Raw genomic sequence first — 15,257 nt, forward strand, 5'->3', positions numbered from 1 at the left:
GGGTAACAGTCCCGCCACGGTGAACCGTCCGGTCGGGTGATGCGTCATTATCCAGCAGGACCGGTGCCGCGAAATCCCTGCGGAATCCGTGCCGCGGGGCAACACTGGGAGCATCCGACCGACACCAACCGGGGGGCGGCCAACATGAACGCCGCAGCGAGCAGCAGGACATACACCTCACCGCAGCGAAAGAACCTCGCCATGTGCCAGCATCAACCACCGTGCCCGTCAGCCGACTCCGCCGACCGAGAGGCCGCCCATCTCGTGGCGCACCATCCGGAGCAGGGCTGGAGCCTGCTGTGCAACGGTGTCCTGCTTTTCGAGGACACCGGTGAGCTGCTGCCGGACGGGCGCGTCATCGCCCCGTGCCGACCGCTCGCCACCGAGCACGTCGTGACCGCCGCCTAGGCCGACCACCCAGGCGACGTTGGCATCACCAGGGGCCGGCCCGGTGCGCTCGCGCCGAACCGGCCCCGTCGTTGTGCGTGGGGTCCGTCCCCGTCAGTTCTCGTACGCGTCCATCGGCGGGCACGAGCAGACCAGGTTCCGGTCCCCGAACGCCCCGTCGACCCGCCGCACCGGCGGCCAGTACTTGTCGGCGGCCGAGACCCCGGCCGGGAAGGCCGCCTCGTCCCTGCTGTACGGGTGGTCCCACGCCCCGCTCAGCGTGGCGGCCGTGTGCGGCGCGTTCCGCAGCGGGTTGTCCTCCTTGGGCCACTCCCCCGAGCCGACCTTGTCGATCTCCGCCCGGATCGCGATCATCGCCTCGCAGAACCGGTCCAGCTCCGCCAGGTCCTCGCTCTCCGTCGGCTCGATCATCAGCGTCCCGGCGACCGGGAACGACATCGTCGGCGCGTGGAAACCGTAGTCGATCAGGCGCTTGGCGACATCGTCGACCGTGACCCCGGTGGCCTTGGTGAGCGGCCGCAGATCCACCACGCACTCGTGCGCCACCAGCCCGCCGGGCCCGGTGTAGAGCACCTGGTAGTGCGGCTCCAGCCGCTTGGCGATGTAGTTGGCGCCGAGCACCGCGGCCTGGGTCGCGTGGCGCAGCCCCTCGGCGCCCATCAGCCGGATGTACGCCCAGGAGATCGGCAGGATGCCCGCCGAGCCCCACGGCGCGGCCGAGACCGGGCCGACGCCGGTGGCCGGGCCCGCGGCGGGCTGCAGCGGGTGGTTGGGCAGGTACGGCGCGAGGTGCGCGCGCACCGCGACCGGGCCGACGCCCGGGCCACCGCCGCCGTGCGGGATGCAGAACGTCTTGTGCAGGTTCAGATGGGAGACGTCGCCGCCGAACCGGCCGGGCTCGGCCAGCCCGACCAGCGCGTTGAGGTTGGCACCGTCCACGTACACTTGGCCGCCCGCGTCGTGCACGGCCGCGCAGATCTCGGTGATGTGCTCCTCGAACACGCCGTGGGTGGACGGGTAGGTGACCATGAGGACGGCCAGCCGGTCCCCGTACTGCTCGATCTTGGCGCGCAGGTCGGCGGCGTCCACCTCGCCGTCCTCGCCGGTCTTGACGACGACGACCTTCATGCCCGCCATCACCGCGCTGGCCGCGTTGGTGCCGTGGGCGGAGGACGGGATCAGGCACACCGTGCGCTGGGGCTCGCCGTTCGCCCGGTGGTACGCCCGCACGGCCAGCAGTCCGGACAGCTCGCCTTGCGATCCGGCGTTCGGCTGGAGGGAGACCTTGTCGTAGCCGGTGACGTCGGCCAGCCGCTCCTCCAGCTCGCGGATCAGCGTCAGATAGCCGTGGGCCTGCTCGACCGGCGCGAAGGGGTGCAGCGCGCCGAACTCCGGCCAGGTGACCGGCTCCATCTCGGTGGTCGCGTTGAGCTTCATGGTGCAGGAGCCGAGCGGGATCATGCCTCGGTCCAGGGCATAGTCCCGGTCGGCCAGCCGCCGCAGGTAGCGCAGCATCGCGGTCTCGGAGCGGTACTGGTGGAAGACCGGATGGGTCAGATACGCGTCCGAGCGCAGCAGCTCCGCGGGCAGCGCGTCGGCCGCCGCCGCGTCCAGCTCGTCGATGCCGGGGGCGTCCCCGCCGTCGACGCCGAAGGCGGACCACACGGCGGCCAGCTGGGCGCGCCCGGTGGTCTCGTCGCACGCGATGCCCACGTGGTCGGCGTCGGTCAGCCGGAGGTTGACCCCGGCCTCGCGGGCGGCGGCGACGACGTCGGCGGCCTTGCCGGGGACGCGCGCGGTGAGGGTGTCGAAGAAGGCGCCGTGCACCACCTCGACGCCGCCCGCCCGCAGCCCCTCGGCGAGGACGGTGGCGTAGCGGTGGGTGCGGCGGGCGATGCCCGCGAGCCCGTCCGGGCCGTGGTAGACCGCGTACATTCCGGCCATCACCGCGAGCAGGACCTGCGCGGTGCAGATGTTGCTGGTGGCCTTCTCGCGGCGGATGTGCTGCTCCCGCGTCTGCAGCGCCAGCCGGTACGCCTTGTCGCCGTCGGCGTCCACCGACACCCCGACGAGCCGGCCGGGCAGGCTGCGGGCGTGGGCGGCGCGCACGGCCATGAACCCGGCGTGCGGGCCGCCGAAGCCCATGGGCACGCCGAACCGCTGGGTGCTGCCGACCGCGATGTCCGCGCCCAGCTCGCCGGGCGAGGTGAGCAGGGTGAGCGCGAGCAGATCGGCGGCGACGGTGACGATCGCCCCCAGCTCATGGGCCCGCTCGATGACCGGGCGCGGATCGCGGACCGCGCCGGAGGCGCCCGGGTACTGGAGCAGCACGCCGAAGACGCCGCGCTCGGCGATCTCTTCCGGGATGCCGTCGGTCAGGTCGGCGACCACGACCTCGACGCCGGTCGGTTCGGCGCGGGTCTCGATGACCGCGATGGTCTGCGGCAGACAGTCGGCGTCGACCAGGAAGACGCCCTCCTTGACCTTGCCGACGCGGCGCGAGAGCGCCATGGCCTCGGCGGCGGCCGTGGCCTCGTCCAGCAGCGAGGAACCGGCGGTGTCCAGGCCGGTCAGGTCGGCGACGACGGTCTGGAAGTTGAGCAGCGCCTCCAGCCGGCCCTGGGAGATCTCCGGCTGATACGGGGTGTAGGCGGTGTACCAGGCGGGGTTCTCCATGACGTTGCGCAGGATCACCGGCGGGGTGAAGGTGCCGTAGTAGCCGAGGCCGATCATGGACGGCAGCACCTGGTTGCGGTCGGCGAGGCCGCGCAGCTCGGCGAGGACCTCCGCCTCGCTGCGGGCCGGCGGCAGCCGCAGCGCCTCGGCGCTCTTGATGACCTCGGGTACGGCGGCGGCGGTCAGCTCGTCGAGGGAGCCGAAGCCGACCTGGGCGAGCATCTTCGCCTGTGCTCCGGCGTCGGGGCCGATATGGCGCTGCTCGAATGGAGTACCGCGCTCCAGTTCGGCGAGCGAGATGCGGTGAGTGGTCATCTGCGGGGGCCTCCTGGTCTGGCACGACCGGCGAGGGGCACCGCGGTGCGGGTGCCCGGACGGCCTCCCCCTCTGTCATCTCAACCTGAGAGCTTCACCGGTCATAGGCGCTCGACCGGCTTTCACCGTCGGTGAGGAGGGGTTCCGGAGCTGTGCTCCCCGTGGCCCACCCTGCTTTCCAGAGTGACCTCGCCCGCACGGTACGTGTGCCTGAGAGATTCCGGGGAGGATTTGCTCCTTCGGCGCCTCCGGCACGATCGCCGGAAGACTCTCCCGCACGGGGTCTGCAGCCACAGCCAGCGTACCAGCGCGTCTGCCGACGGGGGTTGGGCCAGGGGGTGCTCGAGTGGCCGCGTGCGGGGATGTGGCTTTTGGTAGGTATCACTGGACCATCGCCACCGTGACCATCGCCACCTGTGGGAGAGAGCGTGCAGACGGACATCGACCCGCGGACCCTGATCGGCCGCAAGGCATTCGACCGCGAGGGCGCCAAGATCGGCACCGTGGACGAGGTCTACCTCGACGACGCGACCGGCGAGCCCGAGTGGGCGGCGGTACGCACCGGCCTGTTCAGCCGGGACGTCTTCGTACCGCTCGAACCGAGCGAGGTCGTCGGCGACGCGCTGCGGGTGCCGTACGACCGGGCGCTGATCAAGGACGCCCCGGACCTCGGGGTCGGCCGCCATCTCTCCCCGGAGCAGGAACTGCAGCTGTACCACCACTACGGGCTGGACGTCACCGGCTGACCCCTCCCCCGGCCTTCGCCCGGCGCGGGCGCCCCGGGCGGGCCGTCGGCACCCTCGGGGGGCCGCACCAGCGGCAGCGGCTCGCCCGGCTCGAGCTCCGGGTCGTCCACGGCGAACGTCCGCACCCGGCCGGGACCCGACCAGGGCACCTCGAACCGTATGGTCACCCGGCCCACCCCGCTGCCCTGCACCCAGCCCGCGCCGAACTCGGTGTGCCGCACATCGAGCCCCGGCAGCCAGACCCGCGGCCTCCCGGCGCCCTCAGCGGCCTCTGAGACGCCCGGACTCTCCGGCTCCGGCGCCCGGGTGCCCCAGCCCCCCTCCGGCTCCTCCAGGGCCTCGTGGGGGGCCTCGGCGGCCCGAGCGGCCTGAGCGGCGTGAGCTGCTTGGGCGGCTTGAGCGAACAGGTCCTCCTGTGTGTAGTCCGCGAGCCCCGTCACGCCCACCCCCAGCAGCCGCACGCCCGCCGTGGTGTCCACCCCGTCGATCAGCCGCGCCGCGGCCTCCCTGACCACGCCGGGGTCGTCGGTGGGCCCGCGCAGGGTCTCCGAACGGGTCAGCGTCGAGAAGTCGTACCGCCGCACCTTGATGACGACCGTGCGCCCCGAACGGCCCGCCTCGCGCAGCCGCCGGACACAGCGGTCGGCCAGCCGCGCCACCTCCAGCTGCACCCGGGTGCGGTCGGTCAGGTCGACGTCGAAGGTGTCCTCCACGGAGACGGACTTGGCGTCCCGCTCGGCGACCACCGGCCGCTCGTCCCGCCCGCCGGCCATCAGGTGCAGCGACGCGCCATGGGCCCGGCCCAGCAGCCGGATCAGCTCCGCCTCGCCCGCCTCCCGCGTCTCGGCGACGGTGTGGATACCGGCCCGGCGCAGCGCCTCCGCGGTGGCCGGGCCGACGCCCGGCAGGGTGCGCACCGGCATCGGGCCCAGCAGTTCCCGCTCGGTGCCGGGCTCGATGACCGTCAGGCCGTCCGGCTTGGCCTGCTCCGAGGCGATCTTGGCGAGCATCTTGGAACCGGCCAGGCCCACCGAACCGGTCAGCCCGGTCACCGCGCGGATATCGGCCCGCAGCCGCTCCGCCACGGCCCGCGCCGCCGCAACCCGGGGCTCGGTGCCGCCCGCCTCCAGGTCCACGAACGCCTCGTCCAGGCTCAGCGGCTCCACCAGCGGCGACAGCGCCCGCAGCAGCCCCATGACCTGGTCGCTGACCTGGCGGTAGAGGGAGAAGCGGGGGGTGAGATAGGCCGCGTTCGGACAGAGCCTGCGGGCCTGCGCCATCGCCATGGCCGAGTGCACCCCGAACACCCGGGCCTCGTACGACGCGGTGGCCACCACCCCGCGCGGCCCGAGGCCCCCCACGATCACCGGCTTCCCGCGCAGGCTGGGCTTGGCCGCCTGCTCCGCCGAAGCGTAGAAGGCGTCCATGTCCAGATGCAGAATCGTCGGCGCACCCCTCACATCTCCGATGCTGCCGCACACCACTGACAATCGGCGCCGGCAGGGGCGGGGAAACCGCCCGGAGGGAGCGCGCTCAGCCCGCCCGGTTGCGGCGCCGGGCGAGTTCGTCGGCGGGGTTGTGGCCCACCAGCGTCTCGCCGGTGTCCACCCGCTCCCCGTGCAGCTGGGACAGGGCGCTCTCCACGTCCCGCCACACCACGCCCACCGCGATCCCGAAAACGCCCTGGCCGCCCTGGAGGAGGTCCACGACCTCGTCCGGCGAGGTGCACTCGTACACCGTCGCGCCGTCGCTCATCAGCGTCATCTGGGCCAGATCGTCCAGGCCCCGGGTGCGCAGGTGCGAGACCGCGGCCCGGATGTTCTGCAGGGACACACCGGTGTCCAGCAGTCGCTTGACGATCTTGAGGACCACCACGTCCCGGAAGCTGTACAGCCGCTGGCTGCCCGACCCGTACGCGGGCCGCACGCTCGGCTCCACCAGGCCGGTGCGCGCCCAGTAGTCCAGCTGGCGGTAGGTGATGCCCGCGGCGGCGCACGCCGTGGGTCCGCGGTAGCCGACCGTCTCCGTACCCCCCGCGGCGGGCTCACGTGATGCCGTGGGCTGTGCCGCGACCCGAGCCTTCAGTGCCGGATCGGCCGGTGCGCTCTCCTGGAGCGCATACGGACCGCCGGCTGCCGTGCCGTCGCCGGTGCTTCTCACGCCGACCTCCGTCCTCGACCTGCCTTCTCGAAGGTAGGCAGTCACCCGGGGTGCGTCAACGATCGCCACACTCGGCACGCCGAGTGATAATCACCCTGAGAGTGGTTTCCCGTGTCCCTCGTCCGGGAAAGGCTACTCGAATGCGCTAGCGAGGACCGGCAGACCGCTTCACTGGCTGCTGCTTCCGAAGTCTTCGGGCGAGATCTGGTCGAGGAACTCGCGGAACTTCTCCACCTCGTCCTCCTGCTCGTCCGGGATGGCGATGCCGGCGTCGTCCAGCACGCCGTCGCTGCCGTAGATCGGCGTCCCGGTGCGCAGCGCGAGCGCTATGGCGTCGGACGGCCGCGCGCTGACCTCCACACCGCTGGCGAAGACCAGCTCGGCGTAGAAGACCCCCTCCCGCAGATCCGTGATCCGGACCTCCGTGAGCGTCTGGCCGACCGCTTCGAGTACGTCTTTGAAAAGGTCGTGGGTCAGCGGGCGTGCCGGAGCCATGCCCTGCTGTGCGAAGGCGATCGCGGTCGCCTCCCCTGGTCCGATCCAGATGGGGAGGTAGCGGTCGCCTCCCACTTCACGCAGGAGCACGATCGGTTGGTTGGAGGGCATTTCCACCCGGACACCCACGACGTCGAGCTCGTTCACACAGCAACCCTAGGACGTGCCCGGCCGGTTTGGATAGTCGGGGCCGGATCGGTCAGTGTGCGGCGGCCCGCAGAGCCGACTGCACCAGGGCCGCGTGCAGCCGGACGGAGAGCGTCGCCAGCTCGCGCGCGCTGGCCTCCGCATGCGCTCTGGTCTGCGGGTTTCGATGCAACCGCAGCGGTGCGACCACCTGCTCGACCAGTCCGGCCTCGCGCTCCGCGGCCGCTTTCATGATCCGCAAATGACGTGGCTCGAGACCGAAGCGGCCCAGCTCGGCGAGCAGCCGGGCGACCGTCACCGCCTCGACGTCATAGCCGCCGTCCGCGCCGTGCGCGATCAGCCCGTACGACTCCCAGTCGGCCAGCTCCGCCTCGCTGACCTGGGCGGATGCCAGCAGCTCGGCCCGGCCCACCCGGGCCACGGTCGGGCTTTCCGGAATGTCCCGGGCTCCTGGCTCCAGCAGCTCATGCGGCCGCGCCCCCTGCGAAACGGCAGGAAGCTGCGGCCGCTCACCCCGCTCCAGGGCCTCCAGGTGCTCCCGGATGACCTTGAGTGGCAGGTAGTGGTCACGCTGCATGCGGAGGATGAGAGCGAGCCGCTCCACATCCTCCTGACTGAACTTGCGGTAGCCCGACGGCGTGCGCCGCGGCTCCACCAGCCCTTCGGCCTCCAAGAAGCGGATCTTGGAGATGGTGACTTCGGGGAACTCGTCCCGCAGCAGATTCAGGACGGCGCCGATGCTCATGGAGCGGCCGCCCGCGGGGGCGGTGCCGGTACCGGCACCGCCCGACGGTGTCTGAAGCATGGACGGACCTCCCCTGACGGGTCAGATGCCGACGCCCCGCTGGCTCGGGTAGAAGACCAGCCGGTACTTACCGATCTGCACCTCGTCGCCGCTGCTCACGACCACCGGCGCGTCGATCTGCTCCCGGTTGACGTACGTCCCGTTGAGGCTGCCGACATCGGCGACGGTGAAGCTGCCGTCCTGGCCGCGCCGGAACTCCACATGGCGGCGGGAGACCGTCACGTCATCCAGGAAGATGTCGCTCTGGGGGTGGCGGCCGGCCGTGGTCAGATCGCTGTCCAGCAGGAAGCGACTGCCCGAGTTCGGCCCGCGGCGGACCACCAGCAGCGCGGAACCCAGCGGCAGCGCCTCCACGGCGGCCTGGGCCTCCGGGCTGAGCGACGGCAGCGGATTCTGCCCGGTCACCTCGGAGTCGTACGCCTCGATACCGGAGATGGAGATCGTCGACGTGGTCTCGGAGGCGCGCTCCGAGGGCGCCTGGCCCCGCAGCGGCGCGCCGCAGTTGGAGCAGAACCGGCTGTCCTCCGCGTTCCGATGCCCGCACCTCGTACAAACAGGCAATCCGGGACCTCCAGCACTCCGCGAGGCCGATGAGTCCTCGAAACCTATGCGCCCGGCCGCCGAGGGGTCAACAGAAGACGCGCCCTGGCCGCCCGAAATGTCACCGCCCTGGCCGCCGACCTGATCCCGGAACAGCGGCCGGTCCTCGCTCCCCCCTCCGCTCTCGTCCGCAGCACGCCCCGCGCGGTGGCGAGCGGTGCCGCTGCCGCCGTCCTGGCGTGCACTCTTCCCGAACAACTTCCCGAACAACTTCACGGGCGATTCCCCTTGACTGAAACAGACCCGCCCGTGGGGCAGGACAAACCCTCGATGCACACACCAGCAGACGGTCCGGACATCCTCACAACGTCCGTGACCACCAGACAGTTTCCATCACGCGCGACTCTTCTGGTGCGTCGACCCCCCGCATCCACATGGTCTCCCCGAGAGACCCTCATATCGAACCGCCTCACCGTGATGACGACCGAGCGTAGTCAGGGCTCTTCCCCGACCGCAAGGCATCCACAACGATCTTCTTCTCCCGCCGGACGGACACGGTGGCCTGCTCCTTCTCCAGACTCTGCACCACTCCGCCCGGAATGTTCAGCGCCGGCTCCAGATCCTCCGGCTTGCCGATCACCTTGATGACGTACGGCTGCGTCACTTTCCGTCCATCGATCGCCACGGAGCCGCCGACGTCCGAGAAGTAGGAGTTGGCGACCACCCGCACGGAGCCGATCTGGATCGCCTCGGCGCCCGCCGCCCGCAGCTCCTGCACCGTGTCGAGCAGCATGTCGGCCTCCACGGAGCCCTGGGCGTCGTGGATGGTGATCGTGATCCCCGGCCCCTGCGCGGCGACCGTGCCCGCGAGCACGCCCAGCTGCTGCTCCTTCTGGAGCGTCTGCTTACGGGCCTCCTCCGCCTGGTCCGAGCTGTTCTCCAGCTCGGTGCGCTGATTGTCCAGACGGCGCTTCTCGTCCTGCAGCCGCTGGGTGCGCGAGTCCAGCTCGTCCAGGATCCGCACCAGGTCCTCCTGGCGGGCCCCGCGCAGCACGCTGTTCTCGTTGGTCGAACGCACCTGGATGGCCAGGCCGAGACCCAGCCCGAACAGCAGCACGGCGACGATCAGCTGCGCCCGGGTCACCCGGGGCGGCCATACACCCTTCAGCAGGCGCTGCCGGCCGGTCAGCGTCTCCTCCTCCGCGCCCTCGGGCTTCCCGCCGGGCGCGGACCCGGCGGGAAGCCCCGGTCCGTTCGCCGATCCGCCGCCGCTGCCCGCGCCATCGGACGGGCGCCGCCCGTTCGGCACCGGGGCCGGGGGGCGGCCGGTGGCGGCCGGGCCCCGGGGCGGGGCGCCCTTGGGGGCCGCACCGCCGGGCGGGGCGCTCTGCGGCAGCGGGGCCCTCAGGGCGGGGCGGGCGGGGCCCTTGGGGCCGCCCGGGCCGGGGGGCGTCGCCTGGGGCGCCGGGGGCTTCCGCGGGGCGGCCTCGCGCTTCTCCGCCGCCCCGGGCTGCTCGGGCCTCCCGGTCGCGGCGCGCTTCTCCGGCGGCTTGGGCAGCGACGGCCGCGGCGGGACCGCCCGCTGCTCCGGCCCGCCCTGCGCGCGCGGCTTCCCGGGCGGCGCGGAGTCGGCGGGCCGCTGGGGCGGGCCCTGCCGGCTCGGCTTCGCGGGCTGCTCGGGCTGCTCAGGCGCGGCGGGCCGCTCGGCGCCGCGCTTCTCGGCCGTGGCCCGCTTCTCGGGCGAGTCGGCCGACCGGGGCTTCTCGGCCGGCTCGGACCGCTGGGGCCGTTCGGGCTGCTCGGCCTTCCCGGCTGGTTCGGCCGGCTCGGCCCGCTCCGGGCGCTCCGGTTCGCGCGGTGCCTCGGACCGCTCGGGCCTTCCCGCCCGCTCGGGCTGCTCGGGCTGCTCGGAGTTCTGGGGCTTCTCGGGGGTGTCGTCGGTCGTCATCGGCCTCACGCCCGGAACACATGCCGACGGATCGCGGCAGCGTTGGAGAAGATGCGGATGCCGAGGACGACCACGACCCCGGTGGACAGCTGGGCGCCGACGCCGAGCTTGTCACCGAGGAAGACGATCAGTGCGGCCACCACCACATTGGACAGGAACGATACGACGAAGACCTTGTCGTCGAAGATCCCGTCCAGCATCGCCCGGAAGCCGCCGAACACGGCGTCGAGTGCCGCGACGACGGCGATCGGCAGATAGGGCTCGACCACCGTCGGCACCACGGGTCGGACCACCAGTCCGACCACGACTCCCACGATCAGGCCCAATACCGCGATCACGATGTGCCCTTCCCTTTTTCGGTGCCACCCTTGCCGGCGCCGCCGGCTATCGGTTCTGCGCTACGTACGATCAGGCTCGGCGCGGCCGGCAGCCGCACCGTGTCCTGGGCGGAAATGCTCGTGCGGATGTCGTAGTTCTCCTGCAGCACGTGCAGGTACTGGCCATCGGCACTGTCCTGGAAAGCGGTGCTCAGCCGCTGCCCGTCCCCCACCGCGAGCACCGTGTACGGCGGCGCCAGGGGCTTGTTGTCGACAAGTATGGCGTCTCCCGCGGCCCTGATCGCCGACAGCGCCGTCAGCCGCTGTCCGTTGATCGCGACGGCCTCGGCGCCCGACTCCCACAGGCCGTTGACGACGCGCTGCATGTCGTGGTCGCGCACCCGCCCCGTATCGGAGAAGTCGTTGCTCTCCCTGGGACCCCCGCCGCTCCCCGACGCGGACTGCTTGGCGTCGTCGACCACCAGCTTGACGCCGGGGCCGGACACCTGGGTCGCCCCCGAGAGCAGCGCCACCAGGTCGCCCTTGGCTCCCCCGTGCTTCTGCAGCGCCTGCCGCTGCTTCTCCTCCACCTCGCCGCGGAGCGTGTCCACGCTCTTGGTGAGCCGGTCCGCCTTCGCGTTCCCCGACTCGATGCGGTCGATGAGTTCTCCCCGCTCCTTGGCCAGCGTCGGCGCTGATATCCGGGCCTCGGCGGCCCCGATGGTGACCACGACCGCCACCATCACCAGGCCGAGGGCCACGGTCAGCCGCCCGCGCAGGGTGCGCGGCAGGCGGGACCGGCCGGTCTCGCCGCGCCGCGCGGCCGCCTCGGCGTAGCCGTCGTCGAGGCTGTGGTCCATCACGTTGGTCAGCAGCGACATGGACGCGTCGAGGCGCGGCCGCGGGCTCGACGTTGTTGTGCTCCGAACGGGGGGCTGCTGCGACATGCCGCACATCGTCGCACGTCGGGGGCGCCGTCTCCCAATGGCCCCACCGGCGTGCCGGATACGGGGCCGGGAGACGGCGCCCCAACGTGTTCAAACGGGTTCAAGAGCCCATGGAAGATCCCCGGATCAGCGGCCCGCGCTGTCCACGACACCGGCCCACTCGTCGAGCAGCGCCTGTGCGGACGCGTCGTCCGGGCCCTCCGCCCACAGATGAGTGACGGCCTCGGCCGGGTCGGGCAGCACCATCACCCAGCGGCCGTCGGACTCCACCACCCGGACCCCGTCGGTGGTGTCCACGGACCGGTCGCCGGCGGCCTCCACCACATGCCGCATGACCAGGCCCTTGACCGCCCAGGGGGTGGCCAGGTCGCGCCGCTGCACATGGGCCCGCGGAATCCGCGCGTCGATCTGGCTGAGGGTCAGCTGGGTACGCGCCACCAGGCCGATGAGCCTGACGAAGGCGGCCGTACCGTCGAAGACGCTGCTGAACTCGGGAATGATGAAGCCGCCGCGGCCGTCGCCGCCGAAGATCGTCGTCTCCGACCGGGCGACCCGGGTCAGGTCGTCCGCCGCGGTCGTCGTCCACTCCACCTGGGTGCCGTGGTACGCCGCGACCTGCTCGGCGATACGGGTCGTGGTCACCGGCAGCGCCACCCGCCCGCTGCGGCGCTCGGCTGCCACCAGGTCCAGCATCACCAGCAGGGCCCGGTCGTCCTCGACGATGCGGCCGCGCTCGTCCACGAGGGAGAACCGCTCGCCGACGGGGTCGAAGCGGACCCCGAAGGCCGCCCGGGCCGAAGCGACGATCTCCCCGAGCCGGGCGAGCCCGGAGCGGCGGCCGTCGGCGGTCTCGGTGGGGCGCGACTCGTTCAGCCCCGGGTTGATCGTCAGCGCGTCCACTCCGAGCCGCCCCAGCAAGCTGGGGAGGACGAGCCCGGCGCTGCCGTTCGCGGCGTCCACCACGACCTTGAGACCGGACTCGGCGATGCCACTGACGTCCGTGGCCCGCAGCAGGGAGCCGGTGTACGAGTCGAAGACGCTCGACGGGAAGCTCAGGTCGCCGATCTCCCCGGGGAACGCCCGGCGGTACTCCTGGCGCGCGTAGACCCGGTCCAGCTTGCGCTGGCCACCGGCGGACAGATCGGCGCCGCGCTCGTCGAAGAACATGATGTCCACCGAGTCGGGAACGCCGGGCGAGGTACGGATCATGATGCCGCCGGCGCTGCCCCGGGCCGTCTGCTGGCGGGCCACCGGCAGCGGCACGTTCTCCAGGTCCCGGACGTCGATGGCGCTGGTCTGCAGGGCGGAGATCATGGCCCGCTTCAGGGCGCGGGCGCCTCGGGAGTGGTCGCGTGCCGTGGTGACCGTGGAGCCCTTCTTGAGGGTCGTGGCATACGCGCCGGCCAGCCGCACCGCCAGCTCGGGGGTGATCTCCACATTCAGGATCCCGGACACGCCGCGGGCCCCGAAGAGGTGGGCCTGTCCCCGGGACTCCCAGATGACCGAGGTGTTGACGAACGCGCCCGCTTCGATGGTCTTGAACGGATAGACCCGAACGTTCCCCTGGACGATCGATTCCTCACCGATCAGACATTCGTCGCCGATCACCGCCCCGTCCTCGATGCGGGAGGCGCGCATGATGTCGGTGTTCTTGCCGATCACACAGCCGCGCAGATTGCTCTGCTGGCCCACGTAAACGTTGTCATGGACGACGGCCTTGTGGAGGAAGGCGCCGCTCTTCACGACGACGTTGGAGCCGACGACGGTGTGCTCCCGGATCTCGGCCCCGGCTTCCACCTTGGCGTAGTCACCGATGTAGAGCGGGCCGCGGAGCACGGACTCCGGATGCACCTCCGCGCCTTCGGCGACCCAGACGCCGGGCGAGATCTCGAAGCCGTCGAGTTCGACGTCGACCTTTCCCTCGAGCACATCGGCCTGGGCCTTCACATAGCTCTCATGGGTGCCGACGTCCTCCCAGTAGCCCTCGGCGACATAGCCGAAGATGGGCTTGCCCTCCTTCATGAGCTGCGGGAAGACATCACCGGACCAGTCGACGGGCACGTCGGGATCGACATAGTCGAAGACTTCGGGCTCCATGACATAGATGCCGGTGTTGACCGTGTCCGAGAAGACCTGGCCCCAGGTGGGCTTTTCGAGGAAGCGCTCGACCTGGCCCGCCTCGTCGACGATGGTGATGCCGAATTCAAGCGGATTGGGGACCCTGGTCAGGCACACCGTGACCATCGCGCCCTTTTCCTTATGAAAATTGATCAGCTCGGTCAGGTCGAAGTCGGTCAGGGCATCACCCGAGATCACCAGAAAGGCGTCGTCCTTGAGCGCCTCTTCCGCGTTCTTGACGCTCCCCGCGGTGCCGAGCGGCTTCTCCTCGTTGGCGTAGGTGAGCTCCATGCCGAGCTCCTCGCCGTCCCCGAAGTAGTTCTTGACCAGAGACGCGAGGAACTGCACGGTGACCACGGTCTCGGACAGGCCATGCCGCTTGAGCAGCCGCAACACATGCTCCATGATCGGCCTGTTGGCCACGGGAAGCAGCGGTTTGGGCATGGTCGCGGTCATCGGGCGCAGACGAGTTCCCTCGCCCCCTGCCATTACGACGGCCTTCATGTCGGAAGCGTCCTCCTCGAAAGAGATGACGGTCATGCCGACCGCGCACGCCCGATGGCCCGTGAAATCGCTACGGGCACCCGGTCCTGGGCTGCCCAAGGCGGCGAACTCAGTCGGCCGCGGCGTCCGCCTTCACCAGCCGGCGGACCTGAACCACGTAGAGGACTCCTGCCCACCAATAGAGTGTTGTACCCCATCCGGCGAACGCCCATCCGAAAATAGCGGCGGTCGTGTGAAGTGGGCCACTTCCATCACTCAGAAGGAGCAAGGGGAAGGCGTACATGAGGTTGAACGTCGCCGCCTTGCCGAGGAAGTTCACCTGGGGCGGCGGATAGCCGTGGCGCCGCAGGATCCACACCATGACAACGAGCACGACCTCGCGGGCGAGGAGAACCACCGGCAGCCAGAGCGGCAGGATGTCCCGCCAGGTGAGGCCGATGAGCGTGGACAGAATGTAGAGCCGGTCGGCGGCCGGGTCGAGGATGCGGCCAAGGCTGCTGATCTGGTTCCAGCGACGGGCCAGCATCCCGTCCAGATAGTCACTCACGCCGCTGAGCGCCAGCACCAGCAGGGCCCAGAGGTCGCTCTTGGGCCCGCCGAACTCGGGCCGGAGGATCAGCCACAGGAAAAGCGGTACGCCGAAGAGGCGAGCGGTGCTGAGGATGTTCGGGATGGTGAGTACACGATCCGTCTGGACCCGTGTCTCCTGAACCTCCACCCGGGGGCCTCCTGTGAGGGAATCAGCCAATGATGCCCCATGACTCTACCGGTAGTGCCACCCGGGTCCCTCACCGGGGAGGTGGTGAAGATATACGAAAAGGCCCGGTCCGGAGCCGAAGCTCCCGACCGGGCCTTTTTCAAAAATTGTTCGGCGGCGTCCTACTCTCCCACAGGGTCCCCCCTGCAGTACCATCGGCGCTGAAAGGCTTAGCTTCCGGGTTCGGAATGTAACCGGGCGTTTCCCTAACGCTGTGACCACCGAAACACTATGAAACAAACAAACCGGATAACAACACAGTTCGTTATTTCAGAACCAACACAGTGGACGCGAGCAACTGAGGACAAGCCCTCGGCCTATTAGTACCAGTCAACTCCACCGGTCACCCGGCTTCCATATCTGGCCTATCAACC

General features: G+C 70.7%; 13 protein-coding genes, 1 rRNA gene and 1 riboswitch. Of the genes, 2 read left to right on the top strand and 12 right to left on the bottom strand.

What is annotated here, in order from left to right:
* Positions 1 to 201: 201 nt before the first annotated feature.
* Complete coding sequence (locus ABZ562_RS20885; RefSeq protein ID WP_055551180.1) at positions 202 to 408, top strand: DUF5999 family protein; 207 nt, start codon at positions 202 to 204, stop codon at positions 406 to 408.
* Between the two features lie 93 nt (positions 409 to 501).
* Here the strand turns inward: ABZ562_RS20885 and gcvP are convergent, their stop codons facing one another.
* Positions 502 to 3,399, bottom strand: coding sequence for an aminomethyl-transferring glycine dehydrogenase (gcvP, locus tag ABZ562_RS20890; RefSeq protein ID WP_361481595.1), 2,898 nt, complete (start codon positions 3,397 to 3,399; stop codon positions 502 to 504).
* Between the two features lie 188 nt (positions 3,400 to 3,587).
* A riboswitch (glycine riboswitch) is annotated at positions 3,588 to 3,685 on the bottom strand.
* 142 nt (positions 3,686 to 3,827) lie between these two features.
* Here gcvP and ABZ562_RS20895 point away from each other — a divergent pair.
* Positions 3,828 to 4,145 (top strand): PRC-barrel domain-containing protein, encoded by a 318-nt coding sequence (locus ABZ562_RS20895; RefSeq protein ID WP_039936641.1) that lies wholly within the window; start codon positions 3,828 to 3,830, stop codon positions 4,143 to 4,145.
* On the opposite strand, the gene ABZ562_RS20900 is transcribed toward ABZ562_RS20895, so the two are convergent.
* The 11 genes from ABZ562_RS20900 to rrf form a co-directional block, all read right to left on the bottom strand.
* The gene (locus ABZ562_RS20900; RefSeq protein ID WP_361481599.1) at positions 4,121 to 5,605 is read right to left on the bottom strand and encodes a DNA polymerase IV; all 1,485 of its coding nucleotides are present in this window, start codon (positions 5,603 to 5,605) and stop codon (positions 4,121 to 4,123) included. The genes ABZ562_RS20895 and ABZ562_RS20900 overlap by 25 nt on opposite strands.
* A gap of 73 nt (positions 5,606 to 5,678) precedes the next feature.
* Positions 5,679 to 6,305 (bottom strand): MerR family transcriptional regulator, encoded by a 627-nt coding sequence (locus ABZ562_RS20905; RefSeq protein ID WP_361481602.1) that lies wholly within the window; start codon positions 6,303 to 6,305, stop codon positions 5,679 to 5,681.
* A gap of 168 nt (positions 6,306 to 6,473) precedes the next feature.
* Positions 6,474 to 6,947 carry a bifunctional nuclease family protein gene (locus ABZ562_RS20910; protein WP_009713203.1) on the bottom strand — a complete coding sequence of 158 codons (474 nt, stop codon included), beginning with the start codon at positions 6,945 to 6,947 and terminating at the stop codon, positions 6,474 to 6,476.
* Positions 6,948 to 6,999: 52 nt separating this feature from the next.
* A complete protein-coding gene (locus ABZ562_RS20915) occupies positions 7,000 to 7,752 on the bottom strand; it encodes a MerR family transcriptional regulator (RefSeq protein ID WP_361481606.1) in 753 nt (250 codons plus the stop codon).
* A gap of 21 nt (positions 7,753 to 7,773) precedes the next feature.
* Positions 7,774 to 8,628: an FHA domain-containing protein gene (locus ABZ562_RS20920; RefSeq protein WP_361481609.1), complete on the bottom strand. Its 855-nt coding sequence runs from the start codon at positions 8,626 to 8,628 to the stop codon at positions 7,774 to 7,776.
* 133 nt (positions 8,629 to 8,761) lie between these two features.
* Entirely contained in the window at positions 8,762 to 9,601 is an 840-nt protein-coding gene (locus ABZ562_RS20925) for a DUF881 domain-containing protein (RefSeq protein ID WP_361481648.1), read from the bottom strand.
* 644 nt (positions 9,602 to 10,245) lie between these two features.
* Complete coding sequence (locus ABZ562_RS20930) at positions 10,246 to 10,578, bottom strand: small basic family protein (protein WP_014058688.1); 333 nt, start codon at positions 10,576 to 10,578, stop codon at positions 10,246 to 10,248.
* The gene (locus ABZ562_RS20935; protein ID WP_361481612.1) at positions 10,575 to 11,513 is read right to left on the bottom strand and encodes a DUF881 domain-containing protein; all 939 of its coding nucleotides are present in this window, start codon (positions 11,511 to 11,513) and stop codon (positions 10,575 to 10,577) included. The genes ABZ562_RS20930 and ABZ562_RS20935 overlap by 4 nt, the downstream gene beginning before the upstream one ends.
* A gap of 117 nt (positions 11,514 to 11,630) precedes the next feature.
* Positions 11,631 to 14,126 (bottom strand): mannose-1-phosphate guanyltransferase, encoded by a 2,496-nt coding sequence (locus ABZ562_RS20940; protein WP_361481615.1) that lies wholly within the window; start codon positions 14,124 to 14,126, stop codon positions 11,631 to 11,633.
* Between the two features lie 109 nt (positions 14,127 to 14,235).
* Entirely contained in the window at positions 14,236 to 14,844 is a 609-nt protein-coding gene (locus ABZ562_RS20945; protein WP_361481618.1) for a CDP-alcohol phosphatidyltransferase family protein, read from the bottom strand.
* A gap of 148 nt (positions 14,845 to 14,992) precedes the next feature.
* Positions 14,993 to 15,109, bottom strand: a 5S ribosomal RNA gene (gene rrf / locus ABZ562_RS20950).
* Between the last annotated feature and the right edge of the window lie 148 nt (positions 15,110 to 15,257).

It is taken from the genome of Streptomyces sp. NPDC019937, from assembly GCF_040631655.1.
Taxonomy (GTDB): Bacteria; Actinomycetota; Actinomycetes; order Streptomycetales; family Streptomycetaceae; genus Streptomyces.

Bases quoted from the DNA above. Each gene is read 5' to 3' on its own strand.
- ABZ562_RS20885 (WP_055551180.1), top strand. From the start codon at position 202: ATGTGCCAGCATCAACCACCGTGCCCGTCAGCCGACTCCGCCGACCGA.
- gcvP (WP_361481595.1), bottom strand. From the start codon at position 3,399: ATGACCACTCACCGCATCTCGCTCGCCGAACTGGAGCGCGGTACTCCA.
- ABZ562_RS20915 (WP_361481606.1), bottom strand. From the start codon at position 7,752: ATGCTTCAGACACCGTCGGGCGGTGCCGGTACCGGCACCGCCCCCGCG.
- ABZ562_RS20935 (WP_361481612.1), bottom strand. From the start codon at position 11,513: ATGTGCGGCATGTCGCAGCAGCCCCCCGTTCGGAGCACAACAACGTCG.
- ABZ562_RS20940 (WP_361481615.1), bottom strand. From the start codon at position 14,126: ATGAAGGCCGTCGTAATGGCAGGGGGCGAGGGAACTCGTCTGCGCCCG.